This is a genomic window from Ruegeria sp. HKCCD8929, from assembly GCF_013031405.1.
Lineage (GTDB): Bacteria > Pseudomonadota > Alphaproteobacteria > Rhodobacterales > Rhodobacteraceae > Ruegeria.
This window is the reverse complement of record NZ_WPZY01000003.1, coordinates 395,497-411,150: the sequence shown is the minus strand read 5'-3', so window position 1 is coordinate 411,150 and position 15,654 is coordinate 395,497. Positions and strand designations below refer to the sequence as shown.

Below are 15,654 nucleotides of genomic sequence, written 5' to 3'. Positions count from 1 at the left end.
AGGGGTCTCCTCAGGCGCGGTCCGACGGTTTGCCGGGCATCAGGTCATAGGGGTGTTTCCAGCCGGGCTGCTCGGACAGGCGAGTCAGCCAGGCATCGATATGGGGCCAGTCGGCGCGGTCAAAGCCGAACGGTTCGGGGTAATAGAGGTAACCGCAGCAGCTGAGATCGGCATTGGTCACGCCATCGCTGACGATCCAGTCGCGACCCTCAAGATGGGCATTCAGAACCTGGTAAGCCGCCTTCAAACGGCCCTGGTTGAAGCCGATCACGTCGGGGTTGCGGTGTTCCTCGGGAAGGAAATTGATCAGGAACCGGGTCATCCCGGCAATCGAGCTGAGCTTGTGGTTGTCCCACAGCACCCAGCGGAAAATGTCATAGTTCTCGTCGCGGGTCTTGCCGCCGAACTTGCCGGATTTCTCGGTCACATAGGCTTGAATGGTGCCGGACTGCGTTGTGCGGAAGTCGCCGTCAACCATGACCGGGGCTTCGCCCATTTCGTTGACCTCGGTACGGTATTCCGGCGTGCGGGTCTGGCCATTGAAGAAATCGACAAAAACCGGTTCCCAGTCCAGCCCGGACAGCTCCAGCGCCAGTGCCGCCTTGTAGCAATTCCCGCTTTCTCCGAAACAATGAAGTTTGATGGTCATGCGATCACCCCTCCCAAGGCGCGTGTGGCTAAGCCGGATTTGAGTATTTTTGAAAAGATGAAGATCTGACGGTAACCTTTTATCAACCATCGTCGGTTTCAATGGTCGCACGGTACAGGCTGGAGAGCCGATGACCGCAAAAGGTGAAGTCGTCCCTGTCCTGATGGGGAGCGCCCGGTGGCAGGGGCGCATCCTGTCTTCATCTTTTCACAAATACTCCCGCCGGAGGCGTCCGGCGTTGATATCGGCGCTGGCCGATGTTTGGTCGCGGTTGGTCTTCACTTTTTGCGCGCCTCAAGCTCGGAATTGAACAGGCGCAGCCGGTGGGTCAGGTTCTCCTCGTCGATGACGCTGTTGAAGTTCTCGAACAGAAAGGACAGCGCCTCACCTTCATCCAGACCGGCCTCGCGGGCGAACCCCTTGAGCTTGCGATACCCGTCCTCGGTCATGGCGACGGGAAAGCGGCGGGTCAGGCGAAAGCGTTTGGGCATTTAATGTCCTCCGGTGAACGGGTTCCGGGCAAAGATGCCCGAAACCACACTGGGTTCAGAAGTTTGCCGCGTCCAGTGCCATTACCGTGTCCGCGCCGGTTTGAATGCGAGCCAGATGCATACCCGTGGCGGGCAGTTGGCGCGCCATGTAGTAGCGGCCGGTATTGATCTTGGTCTCGTAGAACTCCTTGTCCGACGCGCCGGCGTCCAGCGCGCCTTGGGCGGCCTTGGCCATCCGGGCCCACATCAGGCCCAGGCAGACATGGCCGAACATGTGCATGAAGTCATACGATCCCGACAGTGCATTGTTGGGATTCTTCATGCCTTCCTGCATGAAATACATCCCCGCCGCCTGCAGATCCTTCGACGCCGCCTTGAGCGGTTCGATGAAGGCCTTGTCATAGGCTTCGTCCTGACCGCCGTTCTCCTTGCAGAAGCTTTTGACCATTTCGAAGAACGCCATGACGTGCTTGCCGCCATCTTGCGCCAGCTTGCGGCCCACCAGATCCAGCGCTTGCACGCCGTTGGCACCTTCGTAGATCATCGCGATGCGGGCGTCGCGGGTGTATTGCGACATGCCCCATTCCTCAATGTAGCCGTGGCCGCCATAGACCTGCTGGGCCTGCACGGTCATGTCGTATCCCTTGTCGGTCAGGAACCCCTTGATGACCGGTGTCAGCAGCGAGATCAGACCGTCCGCGTCCTTGTCACCCGACCGGTGCGCCTTGTCGATCATCGTGGCACCCCACAGGATGAACGCGCGCGCGCCTTCGGTAAAGCTCTTCTGGTCCATCAGGTTGCGGCGGATATCCGGGTGCACGATCAGCGGATCGGCGGGGCCATCTGGGTTCTTCGGCCCGGTCACGTCGCGGCCCTGCAGGCGGTCCTTGGCGTATTCCAGCGCGTTCTGATAGGCGGCCTCGGCCTGGCTCAGGCCTTGCATGCCGACGCCTAGGCGCGCTTCGTTCATCATGGTGAACATGGCGCGCATGCCCTTGTGCTCTTCTCCGATCAGGTAACCGGTTGCGCCGTCATAGTTCATCACGCAGGTCGAGTTGCCGTGGATGCCCATCTTTTCCTCGATCTTGCCGACCGAGACGCCGTTGCGTTCACCCAAGGAGCCGTCCTCTTTGACCAGGAACTTGGGCACGATGAACAGCGACACGCCCTTGATCCCCTCGGGGCCGCCCACGATCTTGCCCAGCACCAGATGAATGATGTTATCGGCCATGTCGTGATCGCCGGACGAGATAAAGATCTTTTGCCCGGTGATCTTGTAGGATCCATCCGCCTGCGGCTCGGCCTTGGTGCGCATCAGGCCCAGATCGGTGCCGCAATGGGGTTCGGTCAGGTTCATGGTGCCGGTCCATTCACAGCTGACCATCTTGGGCAGGTAGGTGTTCTTCTGCTCGTCGGTGCCATGCGCAAGGATCGCCGAGGCCGCGCCGTGGGTCAGGCCCTGATACATCACGAAGGCCTGGTTTGCGGCGGAGAACATCTCGCCCACGGCAGTGCCGAGAACATATGGCATGTTCTGCCCGCCATATTCCTCGGGCATGTCCAGCCCCGTCCAGCCGCCTTCCTTCATCTGCGCGAACGCGTCCTTGAACCCTGTGGGCGTGTAGACGATGCCATTCTCCAGCCGACAGCCTTCGGTGTCGCCCACCACGTTGAGCGGGTGCAGCACGTTGGTTGCGACCTTTCCGGCCTCTTCCAGTACCGCGCCGGTGAACTCGGACTCCAACTCGTCATATCCGGGAATGCCGGCTTCCGAGATCTTCAGTACATCATGCAGGATGAACTGAGCATCCTTGGTCGGGGCGTTGTAGACGGGCATTGGGGTCTCCCTGGTTATTCAAATGTCCGTGGGGGCAGGGGCCGAATGGATCACTCGGCCGCCTTTTTGTCTTCTTTCATCGAGTCGATGACCCGCTCGCCCCACCGAAGCTGCTCGCGCAGGTCCTCGATGGCCTGAGTCAGCTCGTCGCGGCGCGATTCCATGTCGGCCAGCCGCTCGCACGCGATCTCGTATGTGCGGGTCAGCTGGGTCAGTTGCTGGTCGCCTGCATGGTACAGGTCCAGAAGCTGGCGGATTTCCTCAAGGCTGAAGCCAAAGCGCTTGCCGCGCAGAATCAGCTTCAACCGCGCCCGGTCGCGCTTGGTGAAAAGTCGCTTTTGACCTTCGCGGATCGGAAACAGCAGTTCCTTGGACTCGTAAAAGCGCAGCGTGCGCGGAGTCACGTCGTATGTTTCGCACATCTCGCGAATGGTCATCAAATCGTCGGTCATGTCTCAAACTCTCATCACTGGCGTCGTGGGCGTGAGGTGTTGGGTCACTGCCCGTTTTACAACACTTGATTGACGTTTACGTAACCCAGACGCTACGTCACAAAATGATTGACGTTAGATCAGGTCGCGTAAAGCCACTTTTTTCGAAACAATATTTTGACATGGCTGTCACCACAGAGGGCTTTGCCGGTCACAAAAACGCAATCGGCGTAAGATTCCGAACGAAGGTCGGGCAACATGCTAACAACCCAGCAGAAAAACACCCGATCACCCTCGGGGCACGAACGGCGGTCGAAGCGGGTTCAACGAGCGGACGACCGCATTACGGGGTTTTGATCCGATTTGTAGAAGGAGGGGGGGGTTACTTGATGCTGTTTGCCGTCTGGTCACGAAGGCGCTGGAGCTCGTCCATGGCTTCGTCCAGTTGCTCGCGCTGTTGCCGCAGCTCTTCCATTTGGCGATCCGCCATCTCGACAAAGGTCGCCATTTGCGCGGCGTTCCCTTCATCTTCGTAGATCAGCAGCCACTGACGGATTTCTTCCAGCGGGAAACCGAATTTGCGGCCGCGCATGATCAGCTTCATACGGGCGCGTTCGCGGGGGCCGTAGTACCGGGATCGGCCATCCCGGTCCGGTTGCAGCAACTCGATATATTCGTAATAGCGCAGGGTGCGCGGTGTTACGTCGAATTCCACGCACATCTCTTTGAATGACAAACGGCTGTCGGACATTCCTATTCTCCTTGCCCGCAACCTATGGTGTCGCGCGGCCAAGCGCAACAGCCGGGCTTGCCCTTTGCGCGGGCAGCGGCTCATAAAGGGGCGACCCAAGGACAGGACCCAAGCATATGGTCGACAAGATAAAACTGGCGCGCCAATTCATCGAGGCGATTCCCCATGCCAAGGCATTGGGGCTGGAGCTGACGCATATCGGCGCGGGCGAGGCGGAGATCTCGATGCCCTACAATACCGATCTGATCGGCGACCCTCGCACTGGCGTCATCCACGGCGGGGCGGTGTCGGCGATGCTCGACACCTGCTGTGGTGCTGCGGTGATGAGCCATCCGTCGGCACCCGGGGGCACTGCCACCATCGACCTGCGCATCGACTACATGCGTGCGGCAACGCCGGGGCAGACCATCACCACCAAGGCGACCTGCTATCACATCACCCGCAACGTGGCCTTTGTCCGCGCCACCGCGATGGACGAAGACGCCGACCGCCCCGTGGCCACCGCCGCGGGCGCCTTTACCGTGGAGGGCAAGTGATGCCTCGTCCCCGCCCCGAACCCATGCAGGTGGTCAAGCAGCGCCGCGATGCCGCGCTCAAGGCGCTGGTCGAAGGCGTACCCTATATCCGCTTTCTCGACATCAGCTTCGACCGCCGCGGCGATGAGCTGACCGGCGTGCTGAATTTCGACGACAAGCTGATCGGAAACCCGTTCCTGCCCGCGATCCATGGCGGGGTGACGGCCGCCTTTCTTGAGGTGACGGCGATCATCACGCTTAGCTGGGCGCACCTGTTCCCGCAGATCGAAAGCGGCGAGGTGAACCCCGAGGATATCCTGAACGACGCGCGGATGCGGTTTCCCAAGACCATCGATTTCACCGTCGATTACCTGCGCTCGGGTCTGCCGCGCGATGCTTATGCGCGCGCCTTCATCAGCCGATCCGGACGCCGGTACGCCTCGGTCCGGGTCGAGGCGTGGCAGGACAATCACGCCAAATTGTTCGCGCAGGCCACCGGTCATTTCCTGATGCCCCAGCCTCGTGTGACCGAGGGCTGATCTGACGTGTCCGATGCTTCGGCACCCATCACCCATTGCCGGGTGCTGAAGATCGCGCTGCCAATTGTACTGTCCAATGCGACCGTGCCGATTCTGGGGGCGGTGGATACCGGCGTTGTGGGACAGATGGGACAGGCCGCGCCCATCGGAGCCGTTGGCATCGGCGCGGTGATCCTGGCCACTATCTACTGGATCTTCGGGTTCCTACGCATGGGCACCACTGGCCTCGCCGCGCAGGCGCGCGGAGCCGGGGACATGGCCGAGACCGGCGCTTTGCTGATGCGGGGTCTGCTCCTCGCCTTTCTCGCTGGCGGTATCTTCATCGTCACGCAGGTGGCGCTATTCTGGGGTGCCTTCGCCTTGGCCCCGGCCAGTGCCGAGGTCGAAGGTCTCGCCCGCGACTATCTGGAGATCCGCATCTGGGGGGCGCCTGCCACCATCGCGCTTTATGCCGTCACCGGCTGGCTGATCGCGGTCGAGCGAACCCGGGGCGTGTTCGTCTTGCAGATCTGGATGAACGGGCTCAACATCGTGCTGGATCTGTGGTTTGTGCTGGGGCTGGGCTGGGGTGTCGAGGGCGTGGCCACTGCGACCCTGATTGCCGAATGGACCGGTCTGGCGCTGGGCCTGTGGCTCTGCCGCGATGCCTTTGCCGGGGATCAATGGCACGACTGGGCGCGCATTTTCGACCCCGCCCGTTTGCGCCGGATGCTGCAGGTGAATGCCGATATCATGGTGCGTTCGGTGCTGCTGACCGTGTCCTTTACCACTTTCCTGTTCATAGGCTCGGATCTGGGCGACGTAAATCTCGCCGCCAATCAGGTGCTGCTGCAGTTCCTGGAGATCACCGCCTTTGCGCTCGACGGGTTCGCATTCTCTGCCGAGGCGCTGGTGGGTGGAGCGGTCGGAGCCAGGGACCGCCATCAGGTGCGCCGCGCGTCGGTTGTGGCATCGCAATGGGGCGTGGGCGGAGCGTTTGTGTTGGCGGCACTCTTCATGTTTGCCGGATCGCTGCTCATCGACATCATGACCACCTCGCCCGAGGTGCGTGCAGCCGGGCGCGAGTTCCTGTTCTGGGCCGCCATCGCGCCGGTTCTGGGCGTGGCGAGTTGGATGTTCGACGGCATCTATATCGGCGCCACCTGGACCCGCGACATGCGCTGGGCGATGATCCAGTCGGTCGCCGTCTATGTGCTGGCGCTGGTGGTGCTGGTGCCCGCATTTGGCAATCACGGGCTCTGGGCGTCGCTGATGGTGCTCAACATCACCCGCGGGCTGACGCTGGGCCTGCGCTACCCGCGCCTTGAGGCGCAGGTGGGTTAGAGCAGGTCCAGCAGCGCCTCGGTCGGTCGTCCAATCACGGCCTTGCCGTCGCTTAGGGCCAGCGGACGTTCGATTAGGATTGGGTGCACGGCCATCGCGGCCAGCAGCACCTCGTCCGCATCCGATTTGCTCAGTTCCAACTCATTGAAAAGCTTTTCGCCCGTCCGCATCATCTGGATCGCAGGGATGCCAGCCGCAGCTTGCGCCGCCCTCAGCTCCTCCAGCGATGGCGCGTCTTCAAGGTACTTGCGCACCGTCACCTCTGCCCCGCGCTCCTCCAGCAAGGCCAGACCCAAACGGGATTTGGAGCAGCGGGGGTTATGCCAATATTCGATCACAGCCAGTCCTCTCTTTTGCTGCCAACAGCCTGCGCGACATTCTCGAACCCGTCGCGAGCCAGCAACTTGTCCAGCCCGCGCGCGATCTCGCCCGCCAGTGACAGCCCGCCATAGACCATGGCCGTATAGAACTGCACCGCCGAGGCGCCCGCGCAGATCTTGGCATAGGCCTGTTCCGCAGTGCTGATGCCGCCCACGCCGATCAGCGGGATTTCTCCCTTGGTCAGCGCGCTGAGGCGGGCCAGAACGCGGGTGGATTTCTCGAAGAGAGGCGCGCCGGACAGGCCACCAGCCTCGCCCCTGTGTGCGCTGGCCAGCCCCTCGCGCGACAGGGTGGTATTGGTGGCGATCACCGCATCTACGCCGGTTTCACGGGCGACCGCGGCGATGTCCTCCAACTCGGCCTCGGTCAAATCCGGAGCGATCTTGAGGAAGACGGGCAGGGGGCGGGGCAGGGCGTCGCGGGTCTCGATCACGCCCGCCAGCAGCGCCGTCAGTGCCGCCTTGCCCTGCAAATCCCGCAGCTTTTCGGTGTTTGGGGACGAGACATTGACGGTGGCGAAATCCAGATGCGCGGCGCAGTGGGCCAGCACCTTGGCGAAATCGCCGGGCCGATCGTCGCTATCCTTGTTGGCGCCAAGGTTCAGGCCGATCACCGCGTCCCTGGGCCGGGCGGCCAGACGGGCGCCGATGGCCTCCATCCCCTCGTTGTTGAAGCCGAAGCGGTTGATGGCCGCCCGATCCTCGGTCAGCCGGAACAGGCGCGGCTTCGGGTTGCCGGGCTGCGGACGCGGGGTTGCGGCGCCGACCTCTACGAAGCCGAAGCCGGATCGCGACAAGGGCGCCAAGGCCTCGGCGTTCTTGTCGAACCCGGCGGCAAGGCCCACCGGGTTGGGCAGGTCCAGCCCGGCCACACGCGTGCACAAACGCGGCGAGGTCACCGGCCCGGGCGCCGGGGTCAGCCCCATCTTCAGCGCCCTGATCGACATCCCGTGCGCAGCTTCCGGGTCCATCCGGTGCAGGGCAGCAAGGCCCAGCTTCTCAATCATGTTCATCCGAATGTCCTTCTCCCTTCGGCGGGTGCACAGCGAATCAGACGCGAGGTTTCGGCGGCCGCCTGCCGGTGTATGACGGCCTGTTTGTAGTCGGGATCTGTGACCATCTCGAGAAACGCATGCGCAGAAGGATACCGGGCTATGAACATCTCATCCCAGGCCTCACCCTCCGGCCCGATCAGCACCGTCTGAAACGCGCCGCGCCAGAGGATCGAGGCACCCAGCCGTGCGATGATCGGCGCGGTCTCGGCGCCATAACGCCTGTAGGCCTCGGCCCCGCTCAGCCCAGCCCCGGCCAGATCGTGCCCTTCAGGATAGGCCGCCAGATCGTTGAATTTCAAGAGATTCAGCATTTCGATAGGCTGGTCCCTGTCGAGCGATTTGAATGCCTCGAACTGGGCGCGGTCGGGATCGACATGGCCGCTCATACCACGTCCGGCGGGAAGCGATGCGCCCCGTCCACCAGCGGCAGCGGCTTGGCCCAGACCACATCCGACATCCGGATGTTGCGGTAGAGATGCGGGAACAGGGCACCGCCCCGCGACACCTCCCATTTCAGCGCCTCACCCATCGCGTCGGCGTCACAGGCCAGCAAGGTCAGCCCTTCGGCCCCGGTGAAGTGCTTGGCGGCGGTCTCGGCGGCCTGCTCGGCAGTCGAAAAATGCACGAACCCGTCGCTCACATCGATCGGTGCGCCCGGCGTTTCCCTTTGGGCCTGCAGGGCGGCCCATTCGTCCGCCCGGAAAATCTTGTAGATCAGCATGAGGGCGTGATGCCTTGGGGCCGGGGCGGAATCAAGCGGCAATTCCCGCTACGTCGCCGCAACTCACCCTTTGACTCCGCGCCGTCCCCGTCGCACCATCGCTGCAAAACGACAATAGGGAGTTTCTATCGATGTTGACCCGTTTTCTGACCACGGTGGCCGCACTTGGCCTGACCGCCGGCATGGCTGCGGCCGATTACAAACTGACGATCCTGCACACCAACGATTTCCATTCGCGCTTTGAGCCCATCAACAAGTATGACAGCGGCTGCGGCGCGGAAGACAATGCCGAGGGCAAATGCTTCGGCGGCTCGGCCCGTCTGGTGACCGCCATTGAAGAGGCGCGCGGGCGAGCGGAAAACTCGATCCTGGTGGATGGCGGCGACCAGTTCCAGGGCTCGCTCTTCTACACCTATTACAAGGGCAAGATTGCCGCCGAGATGATGAACAAGCTCGGCTATGACGGCATGACCGTGGGCAACCACGAGTTTGACGATGGGCCCGAAGTGCTGCGCGGTTTCATGGATGCGGTCGAGTTCCCGGTGCTGATGTCCAACGCCGATGTCACCAAAGAGGAACTGCTGGCCGATACGCTGATGAAATCGGCGGTGATCGAAAAAGGCGGTGAAAAGATCGGCCTGATCGGTCTGACGCCGGAGGATACGCCGGATCTGGCCTCGCCCGGTCCCAATATCACTTTCAGCGATCCGGCAGCCGCAGTGCAGGCCGAAGTGGACAGGCTGACCGCCGAAGGCGTGAACAAGATCGTCGTGCTCAGCCATTCCGGCTATGGCGTCGATCAGCGCGTTGCCGCGGAAACTACCGGGGTCGACGTGATCGTTGGCGGACATTCCAACACCTATCTCTCCAATACGTCCGACAAGGCCGTGGGCCCGTACCCGACCGTTGTCAACGGCGTCCAGATCGTTCAGGCCTATGCCTATGGCAAGTTCCTGGGTGAGTTGAACGTGACCTTCGACGATGACGGCAACGTGGTCGAAGCCGTCGGAGAACCGCTGGTCATGGACGGCACCGTGTCCGAGGATGAGGGCACCGTGGCCCGCATCAAGGAACTGGCCCAGCCGCTGGAAGAGATCCGCAACAAGGTGGTTGCCGATGCTGCCGCACCGATCGAGGGCGACCGTGCCGTATGCCGCGTGCAGGAATGCGAGATGGGCAATCTGGTGGCCGACGCCATGCTGGACCGCGTTGCCGATCAGGGCGTGACCATCGCCATTGCCAACTCGGGCGGTCTGCGGGCCTCGATTGACACCGGCGAGGTGACCATGGGCGAGGTGCTGACCGTGCTGCCATTCCAGAACACGCTCTCGACCTTCGAGATCAGCGGGCAGGGCGTCATCGACGCACTGGAAAACGGTGTGAGCCAGGTGGAAGAGGTCAAGGGACGGTTCCCGCAGGTCTCGGGCCTGACCTTTACCTGGGACCCGGCGGTTGCTCCCAACGAGGGTCGCATTCAGGAGGTCATGGTGGCCAGCGAGGACGGCTTTGTGCCGATTGACCCGGCGCAGACCTATCTGGTGGTGACCAACAACTATGTCCGCAATGGCGGCGACGGCTACAAGATGTTCTCGGGCGACGACAAGAACGCTTATGATTTCGGCCCCGATCTGGCGGATGTGACCGCTGAGTATCTGGCCGCGAACGCGCCGTATCAGCCTTATCTGGACGGGCGGATCAAGCAGAAATAAGGCTAGGTTTACGAACCTGCCCAAGGGGCCGCGCCATCCGGTGCGGCCCTATTTCATTGCGGGGCGGGGATTGACTCGTAAGGTATATCCTTTTATTTAACTTAAATGTTAAAAAGAAGGATATCCAATGAAACTGCATGTCTTTCCCGCCTCACCCAACACCCGCAAAGTTCTGGTTGTGAATTCTCTGCTGGGCCTGGACCTGCCAGCCGAGATCGTCGATCTGCAATCCGGCGCGCAGCGCGCGCCCGAGTTTCTGGCGCTCAACCCCAATGGCAGGGTGCCGGTGCTGGAATATGACGACGGCTCCACGCTCTGGGAATCGAATGCGATCATCAACCGGCTGTGCGCCGAGGTGGACACCCCGCTCTGGCCGAAATCGAATGCGCGCTATGACATCATGCGTTGGCAATTCTGGGAATCCTGCCACTGGACCCCGGCCTGCTCCAAGTTCATCTCGCGCTACATCTTCGGCAATGAGGGTGTCGATTTGGAGGAAGCCACCCAGACCTTCCACCAGTTCGCCGCCGTGCTGGATGGGCATCTGAAAGGCCGCGACTGGCTGTCAGGCGACGGGATGACCACCGCCGATATCTCGGTCGGCGCGATCCTTTGCTATCGTGAGCCCTGCCATTTCCCGGTGGCGAATTACGCCAACATCCAGCGCTGGATTGCCGCTCTTGAGGCGCTTGATGCATGGCAGGCGGCGAATCCCGCGCCGCAAGCGGCCTGAGCTCTGGCGACGGGCGGGGCGGAAGGTTAAGCTCCGCCCCATGTGCGGACGTTTCACCATCACTCTGCCCAATGACGCTATGGGCCAGCATTTTGACGCGCGCGTGGCCAATACTGTGCCTTATGCGCCCAACTACAACGTATGCCCGACCAATCAGGTACATGTGGTGAAATCGGGCGAGACCGGGCGGCAACTGGTGGCGATGCGCTGGGGCTTCCTACCGCGGTGGTACGAGACCGAGAATGGCGGCCCGCTGCTGATCAACGCCCGGTCCGAGACCATTGCCAATAAACGCGCGTTTGGTGAAGCCTGCCGCCAGCGTCGCTGTATCCTGGTGGCAACCGGGTTCTACGAATGGACCAAAACGGCAGAGGGTAAGCGTCTGCCGTGGTACATTCAGCGCCGCGACGGCGCGCCCATCGCATTTGCAGGGGTCTGGCAGGACTGGGGGCCGGTCGAGACGCGGCAGAGCACCTGCGCCATCGTCACCACACCCGCGAACCGGACACTATCACAGATCCATCACCGCATGCCGTTGATTCTAGAGCCCGAGAATTGGGCGCTCTGGCTCGGCGAGCTGGGCAAGGGCGCAGCGCCTCTGATGCGGCCCGGGGCCGAGGACATCCTGCAATTCCACCGCGTTCCGGTGGCCGTTAACTCAAACCGGGCTAGCGGGCCGGAGCTGATCGAGCCATTACCGGTGCAGGCTGAGTAGCCACCGCTGGTGGTTCAGTTGCGATTCGGCGTCAGAGGCGCGCGGCTCAGGTCATTTCCCGCCATGATGATCTTGTTCAGCAGCGCCAGAAACTGTTCTTGCTCAGCTTGATCCAGGCCAATCAGCATATCCGGCTGAACTGCTTCGACATGCGGCGTGGCCTGATCCAACAGCGCTTCTCCTTGCGGGCTCAGGCGTAACGACCGGGCGCGGCGGTCGTTTTCGGACACGGTCCGCGTGACCAGACCGCGCGTCTCAAGCCTGTCGACCACCTTGCCCAACGTGGCCCGATCATAACCAATCAGCCCCGCAACCGAGGCCTGATCGATGCCCGGATGCGTTCGGATCACGGTCAACGCAGAGAATTGAACCGGAGTCAGCCTGATCCCGGCACGCTCCATCCGGTCCAGGAACAACGCGACCGAGATTTGATTCAGCCGCCGGATCAGATGACCCGGCATCAGGTGAAGGTCCATCGATACCATTCAGACAACCAATTATATACTCGTCGGTCCTTAACCTGTGTCATAGAATTGTTAAGAACGATAGGGATCGGATTCGCCTATCTTTCCCCCCTGACACGAGCGCGTTAGACCGGCACTATGCCACTAAAATTTTCGTCCCTCTCTGAACTCTATTCTCACGGCTTCGACACCGTCATCGACGTGCGCAGCCCGGCGGAATACGCCGAGGATCATCTGCCCGGCGCCATTAGCCTGCCGGTTCTCGACAATGAGGAACGCGCCCGGGTCGGCACCATCTATGTGCAACAGAGCCCGTTTCTGGCCCGCAAGCTGGGCGCGGCGCTGGTGTTCCGCAATGCGGCCAACCATGTGGAGCATCGTCTGAGCCATCACGAGGGCGGTTGGCGGCCTCTGGTCTATTGCTGGCGGGGCGGGCAGCGGTCGGGCTCGTTCACTTGGTTGCTGCAGCAGATCGGTTGGCGCGCCGAAGTGATCGAAGGTGGCTATCGCACCTACCGGCGGCTGGTGAACCGCTATCTATACGACGATCCGCTGCCGCACCGCCTGGTGGCGCTGGACGGTTATACCGGCACGGCCAAGACCAAACTTCTGGAAAGGCTGAGCGCGCGTGGCGTGCAGGTGGTGGATCTGGAGGGGCTGGCCAATCATCGCGGCTCGCTGCTGGGCGAGAGGCCGGGCGGGCAGCCCAGCCAGAAAGCCTTCGAATCGCGGTTGGCTGGGGTGCTCTGCGGGCTAAATCCGGCGCGGCCCGTGGTGGTCGAGGCGGAATCGTCCAAGATCGGAGACCGCATCCTGCCGCCCAGCCTGTGGAACGCCCTGCGCGCCGCGCCGCGGATTGAGGTGTCGGCGCCGCTTGAGGCCCGCACCGTCTATCTGGTTGAGGCCTATGACGATATCCTTTCCGACGCCGACCGGTTGCGCGCTCGGCTCGACCCGCTGCGCCATCATCGCGGGCACGAGGTGGTCGATGGCTGGGTCGAGCGGATCGAGGCGGGCGACAAGTTCGGGTTGACCCGGATGCTGATGGAGCAGCATTACGACCCCGCCTACCTGAAGTCCCGCAAGGCCCATGGCGCCGAGGTGATTGCACGGGTCGAGGCACCGGCGCTGGACGCCGCCGGGCTCGAGACGGCGGCGGCGGGGATCGAAGAGATCGTCGCTCAGCTTTGAAGTGTCAGGCCCGGCGTGCCGGTCAGATGGCCGATGATCGCGGCGGGATAGCCCGCGTCCTGCAATTCGGCCAGCAGGCGTTCTGCATCGGACGCGGCCACTGCGGCCAGCAAGCCGCCTGCCGTTTGCGGATCGTAGAGCAGATCGGCCTTGCCGCCCGTTGGCAGCTCCGGCGCCAGCGCCCGGTTGTCGGCATAGATGGTCGAGCGGATGCCCTGTTCGGAAAGGTCCAGCGCGCCCTCCATCACGGGCACCGCGTCCAGATCCAGCACCGCGCCGCAGCCCGAGGTCTCAGCCAGCCCCTGCAAATGCCCGGCCAGCCCGAACCCGGTCACATCCGTCATTGCATGGGCGCTGCGCAGTATCTTCGCTGCCTGCCCCTGCGACCGGGTCACGAGATCATAAGCGGCCGCAACCCATGCGCCCCGCGCCTTGCCCGCCATTTCGGCCGCCATCAGCACGCCGCTGCCCAGCGGTTTGGTCAGGATCAGTGCATCCCCAGGCTGCCCGCCCGCCAGCGTGATCGGGTCAGCGTCACACAGGCCGGTCACGGTGAAGCCGATGGTCATCTCGTCACCCATCGAGCTGTGCCCGCCGACGATCTCGGCCCCGGCCTCGCGCATGACTTCAGTCGCGGTCGCCATGATCTCGGCCATCGTGCGTTGCTGCAACTCAGGTGACAGGCGCGGCAGGATCAGCGTGGCTGTGGCAGCCTGCGGGCGTGCGCCCATGGCCCAGATATCGCCCAAGGCGTGCACCGCGGCGATCCGGGTCATCAGTACCGGATCATCCGTCACGCTGCGCAGATGGTCCGAGGTCATCACCTGACGCGCGCCACCCGTGGTCAGCAACGCCGCGTCATCGCCGGGCAGGGGGGTGATGTCCTCGCGCTGCGTAGCCGGTAACGCCGACAGCGCTGTGCGCAACGCACCGCGTCCAACCTTGGCACCGCAGCCGCCGCACATCGGTTTGTCACCCAGAGCCTCAGCTAACCCAGCGGCATGGACGCGGGGCAGCGGAGCCGGTTTCATCTGCGGCAGGTCGCGGAACCTGTTCATAAATTTCTGGTCGATATGGTCTTTCCACCGCCACATCAGCCTGCCGCTCAGCGCGGTTCCAAACCGCTCGGCCAGTGCCGACTTGCCGCCCAGAGACACCAGCTTTAGGTAATCCTTCTGTGGCACATACCGGCGCATCTGGCCTGCGTCGAGAGCCGCCCGGAGATTGTCGAACAGCACCGGCGCCTCACGCACCGCGTAGACACCCGCCTTGGGGCGCGGGTCCTCGTTCAGATGCGCGCAATCCCCGGCGGCGAATACATGCGGGTCGCTCGACTGCAGATGCCCATTCACCGCGATATAACAGTCCTGCAAGGCCAGCCCGGTCTTGGCGATCCAGCGATAGGGCCGGGCGCCTGCGGCACCGGTCGTGAACTCGGCTTCGATCCGGTGCCCGTCGGCCAGTTGCAGGTAATCCGAAGTGATGTGCTCGATCTGCGTTTGCTCAATCAGGTCGACCCCCAGCCCCGCCATCGCGCGCCGGATTGAGGCGGCGGCCTTGGGGCCGGTCGCGCTCAGCGCGGTGGCGCTGTCGATCAGCGTGACCTTTGCGGATCGCCCCCGCGCCTTCAAGGCATGGGCCATGGCCATAACCAGTTCGGCTCCAGCAACCCCACCACCGATCACCGCGACCGAGGCGGGACCGTCGCCTTCCAGATACTCGGCCCATCGCGCCGCAAAAGGCCCCAGAGGTTTGGCAGGAACCGCATGTTCGGCAAAACCCGGCAGTGCCGGCATGTCCGAGGTGATGCCCACATTGACCGAGGCCACGTCGAACCCCACCGGCGGACGGCCTGGCACATTTACCTCGCGCCGGTCGAGGTCGATCCCTTCGACCCCGCCAAGGATCACCCGTGCACCAGCAAAACGCGCCAGCCGCACCAAGTCTATATCCAGCTCCCATCGTTCATAATGACCGGCGACAAAGCCGGGCAGCATCCCAGAATACGGTGCCGTCGGGCCGGGATTGATCACGGTGACACGCGCGCCCGGCAGAGGGTCCATGCCCCATTTTCGCAGCACCAGGGCATGGGTGTGTCCCCCGCCGATCAGCACCAGATCACGGGTCAGAGGCAGGGGAGGTGTGTGCAT

18 protein-coding genes are annotated in these 15,654 nt (G+C 62.8%); 7 read left to right on the top strand and 11 right to left on the bottom strand.

What is annotated here, in order from left to right; all coding sequences use genetic code 11:
* Positions 1 to 10 precede the first annotated feature (10 nt).
* The 5 genes from GOX53_RS06975 to GOX53_RS06955 form a co-directional block, all read right to left on the bottom strand.
* A complete protein-coding gene (locus GOX53_RS06975) occupies positions 11 to 649 on the bottom strand; it encodes a glutathione S-transferase family protein (RefSeq protein WP_171174733.1) in 639 nt (212 codons plus the stop codon).
* Positions 650 to 927: 278 nt separating this feature from the next.
* A complete protein-coding gene (locus GOX53_RS06970; protein WP_171174731.1) occupies positions 928 to 1,140 on the bottom strand; it encodes a hypothetical protein in 213 nt (70 codons plus the stop codon).
* A 55-nt stretch (positions 1,141 to 1,195) separates the two neighbouring features.
* Entirely contained in the window at positions 1,196 to 2,977 is a 1,782-nt protein-coding gene (locus GOX53_RS06965; protein ID WP_171174730.1) for an acyl-CoA dehydrogenase C-terminal domain-containing protein, read from the bottom strand.
* 50 nt (positions 2,978 to 3,027) lie between these two features.
* Positions 3,028 to 3,429: a MerR family DNA-binding transcriptional regulator gene (locus GOX53_RS06960; RefSeq protein ID WP_171174728.1), complete on the bottom strand. Its 402-nt coding sequence runs from the start codon at positions 3,427 to 3,429 to the stop codon at positions 3,028 to 3,030.
* Between the two features lie 361 nt (positions 3,430 to 3,790).
* A complete protein-coding gene (locus tag GOX53_RS06955; RefSeq protein WP_171174726.1) occupies positions 3,791 to 4,159 on the bottom strand; it encodes a MerR family DNA-binding transcriptional regulator in 369 nt (122 codons plus the stop codon).
* A 116-nt stretch (positions 4,160 to 4,275) separates the two neighbouring features.
* Here GOX53_RS06955 and GOX53_RS06950 point away from each other — a divergent pair, with 116 nt between their 5' ends.
* Genes GOX53_RS06950 through GOX53_RS06940 form a run of 3 tightly spaced genes read left to right on the top strand, consistent with a single transcriptional unit; the run spans position 4,276 to position 6,536 of the window.
* Positions 4,276 to 4,695, top strand: a complete 420-nt coding sequence (locus tag GOX53_RS06950; RefSeq protein ID WP_171174724.1) for a PaaI family thioesterase — start codon at positions 4,276 to 4,278, stop codon at positions 4,693 to 4,695.
* Entirely contained in the window at positions 4,695 to 5,213 is a 519-nt protein-coding gene (locus GOX53_RS06945; protein WP_171174723.1) for a PaaI family thioesterase, read from the top strand. The genes GOX53_RS06950 and GOX53_RS06945 overlap by 1 nt, the downstream gene beginning before the upstream one ends.
* Positions 5,214 to 5,219: 6 nt before the next feature.
* The gene (locus GOX53_RS06940) at positions 5,220 to 6,536 is read left to right on the top strand and encodes an MATE family efflux transporter (RefSeq protein ID WP_171174721.1); all 1,317 of its coding nucleotides are present in this window, start codon (positions 5,220 to 5,222) and stop codon (positions 6,534 to 6,536) included.
* Here GOX53_RS06940 and arsC read toward each other — a convergent pair.
* From arsC to GOX53_RS06920, 4 genes are read right to left on the bottom strand one after another with little or no spacing between them, the layout of a single operon-like run.
* Positions 6,533 to 6,874: an arsenate reductase (glutaredoxin) gene (arsC, locus tag GOX53_RS06935; protein WP_171174718.1), complete on the bottom strand. Its 342-nt coding sequence runs from the start codon at positions 6,872 to 6,874 to the stop codon at positions 6,533 to 6,535. The genes GOX53_RS06940 and arsC overlap by 4 nt on opposite strands.
* The gene (locus tag GOX53_RS06930; RefSeq protein ID WP_171174716.1) at positions 6,871 to 7,929 is read right to left on the bottom strand and encodes a quinone-dependent dihydroorotate dehydrogenase; all 1,059 of its coding nucleotides are present in this window, start codon (positions 7,927 to 7,929) and stop codon (positions 6,871 to 6,873) included. Before GOX53_RS06930 ends, arsC begins: the two co-directional genes overlap by 4 nt.
* Positions 7,926 to 8,357 carry a DUF1330 domain-containing protein gene (locus tag GOX53_RS06925; protein ID WP_171174714.1) on the bottom strand — a complete coding sequence of 144 codons (432 nt, stop codon included), beginning with the start codon at positions 8,355 to 8,357 and terminating at the stop codon, positions 7,926 to 7,928. Before GOX53_RS06925 ends, GOX53_RS06930 begins: the two co-directional genes overlap by 4 nt.
* Positions 8,354 to 8,692, bottom strand: a complete 339-nt coding sequence (locus GOX53_RS06920) for a DUF952 domain-containing protein (RefSeq protein WP_171174712.1) — start codon at positions 8,690 to 8,692, stop codon at positions 8,354 to 8,356. The genes GOX53_RS06925 and GOX53_RS06920 overlap by 4 nt, the downstream gene beginning before the upstream one ends.
* A gap of 131 nt (positions 8,693 to 8,823) precedes the next feature.
* On the opposite strand from GOX53_RS06920, the gene GOX53_RS06915 reads away from it, so the two are divergent.
* The 3 genes from GOX53_RS06915 to GOX53_RS06905 all read left to right on the top strand — a co-directional run bounded on the left by GOX53_RS06915 (position 8,824) and on the right by GOX53_RS06905 (position 11,849).
* On the top strand, positions 8,824 to 10,401 hold the full coding sequence (locus GOX53_RS06915) for a bifunctional UDP-sugar hydrolase/5'-nucleotidase (RefSeq protein WP_171174710.1): 1,578 nt from the start codon (positions 8,824 to 8,826) through the stop codon (positions 10,399 to 10,401).
* A 127-nt stretch (positions 10,402 to 10,528) separates the two neighbouring features.
* Positions 10,529 to 11,134, top strand: a complete 606-nt coding sequence (locus GOX53_RS06910) for a glutathione S-transferase family protein (protein WP_171174708.1) — start codon at positions 10,529 to 10,531, stop codon at positions 11,132 to 11,134.
* Between the two features lie 40 nt (positions 11,135 to 11,174).
* Complete coding sequence (locus GOX53_RS06905) at positions 11,175 to 11,849, top strand: SOS response-associated peptidase (RefSeq protein WP_171174705.1); 675 nt, start codon at positions 11,175 to 11,177, stop codon at positions 11,847 to 11,849.
* A gap of 14 nt (positions 11,850 to 11,863) precedes the next feature.
* Here the strand turns inward: GOX53_RS06905 and GOX53_RS06900 are convergent, their stop codons facing one another.
* The gene (locus tag GOX53_RS06900) at positions 11,864 to 12,334 is read right to left on the bottom strand and encodes a MarR family winged helix-turn-helix transcriptional regulator (RefSeq protein WP_171174704.1); all 471 of its coding nucleotides are present in this window, start codon (positions 12,332 to 12,334) and stop codon (positions 11,864 to 11,866) included.
* Positions 12,335 to 12,451: 117 nt separating this feature from the next.
* On the opposite strand from GOX53_RS06900, the gene mnmH reads away from it, so the two are divergent.
* Positions 12,452 to 13,504: a tRNA 2-selenouridine(34) synthase MnmH gene (mnmH, locus tag GOX53_RS06895; RefSeq protein WP_171174702.1), complete on the top strand. Its 1,053-nt coding sequence runs from the start codon at positions 12,452 to 12,454 to the stop codon at positions 13,502 to 13,504.
* On the opposite strand, the gene selD is transcribed toward mnmH, so the two are convergent.
* On the bottom strand, positions 13,495 to 15,654 hold the full coding sequence (gene selD / locus GOX53_RS06890; protein WP_171174701.1) for a selenide, water dikinase SelD: 2,160 nt from the start codon (positions 15,652 to 15,654) through the stop codon (positions 13,495 to 13,497). The genes mnmH and selD overlap by 10 nt on opposite strands.

Bases quoted from the DNA above. Each gene is read 5' to 3' on its own strand.
- GOX53_RS06975 (WP_171174733.1), bottom strand. From the start codon at position 649: ATGACCATCAAACTTCATTGTTTCGGAGAAAGCGGGAATTGCTACAAG.
- GOX53_RS06970 (WP_171174731.1), bottom strand. From the start codon at position 1,140: ATGCCCAAACGCTTTCGCCTGACCCGCCGCTTTCCCGTCGCCATGACC.
- GOX53_RS06965 (WP_171174730.1), bottom strand. From the start codon at position 2,977: ATGCCCGTCTACAACGCCCCGACCAAGGATGCTCAGTTCATCCTGCAT.
- GOX53_RS06960 (WP_171174728.1), bottom strand. From the start codon at position 3,429: ATGACCGACGATTTGATGACCATTCGCGAGATGTGCGAAACATACGAC.
- GOX53_RS06955 (WP_171174726.1), bottom strand. From the start codon at position 4,159: ATGTCCGACAGCCGTTTGTCATTCAAAGAGATGTGCGTGGAATTCGAC.
- GOX53_RS06950 (WP_171174724.1), top strand. From the start codon at position 4,276: ATGGTCGACAAGATAAAACTGGCGCGCCAATTCATCGAGGCGATTCCC.
- GOX53_RS06945 (WP_171174723.1), top strand. From the start codon at position 4,695: ATGCCTCGTCCCCGCCCCGAACCCATGCAGGTGGTCAAGCAGCGCCGC.
- GOX53_RS06930 (WP_171174716.1), bottom strand. From the start codon at position 7,929: ATGAACATGATTGAGAAGCTGGGCCTTGCTGCCCTGCACCGGATGGAC.
- GOX53_RS06925 (WP_171174714.1), bottom strand. From the start codon at position 8,357: ATGAGCGGCCATGTCGATCCCGACCGCGCCCAGTTCGAGGCATTCAAA.
- GOX53_RS06920 (WP_171174712.1), bottom strand. From the start codon at position 8,692: ATGCTGATCTACAAGATTTTCCGGGCGGACGAATGGGCCGCCCTGCAG.
- GOX53_RS06915 (WP_171174710.1), top strand. From the start codon at position 8,824: ATGTTGACCCGTTTTCTGACCACGGTGGCCGCACTTGGCCTGACCGCC.
- GOX53_RS06910 (WP_171174708.1), top strand. From the start codon at position 10,529: ATGAAACTGCATGTCTTTCCCGCCTCACCCAACACCCGCAAAGTTCTG.
- GOX53_RS06905 (WP_171174705.1), top strand. From the start codon at position 11,175: ATGTGCGGACGTTTCACCATCACTCTGCCCAATGACGCTATGGGCCAG.
- GOX53_RS06900 (WP_171174704.1), bottom strand. From the start codon at position 12,334: ATGGTATCGATGGACCTTCACCTGATGCCGGGTCATCTGATCCGGCGG.
- mnmH (WP_171174702.1), top strand. From the start codon at position 12,452: ATGCCACTAAAATTTTCGTCCCTCTCTGAACTCTATTCTCACGGCTTC.
- selD (WP_171174701.1), bottom strand. From the start codon at position 15,654: ATGCACACACCTCCCCTGCCTCTGACCCGTGATCTGGTGCTGATCGGC.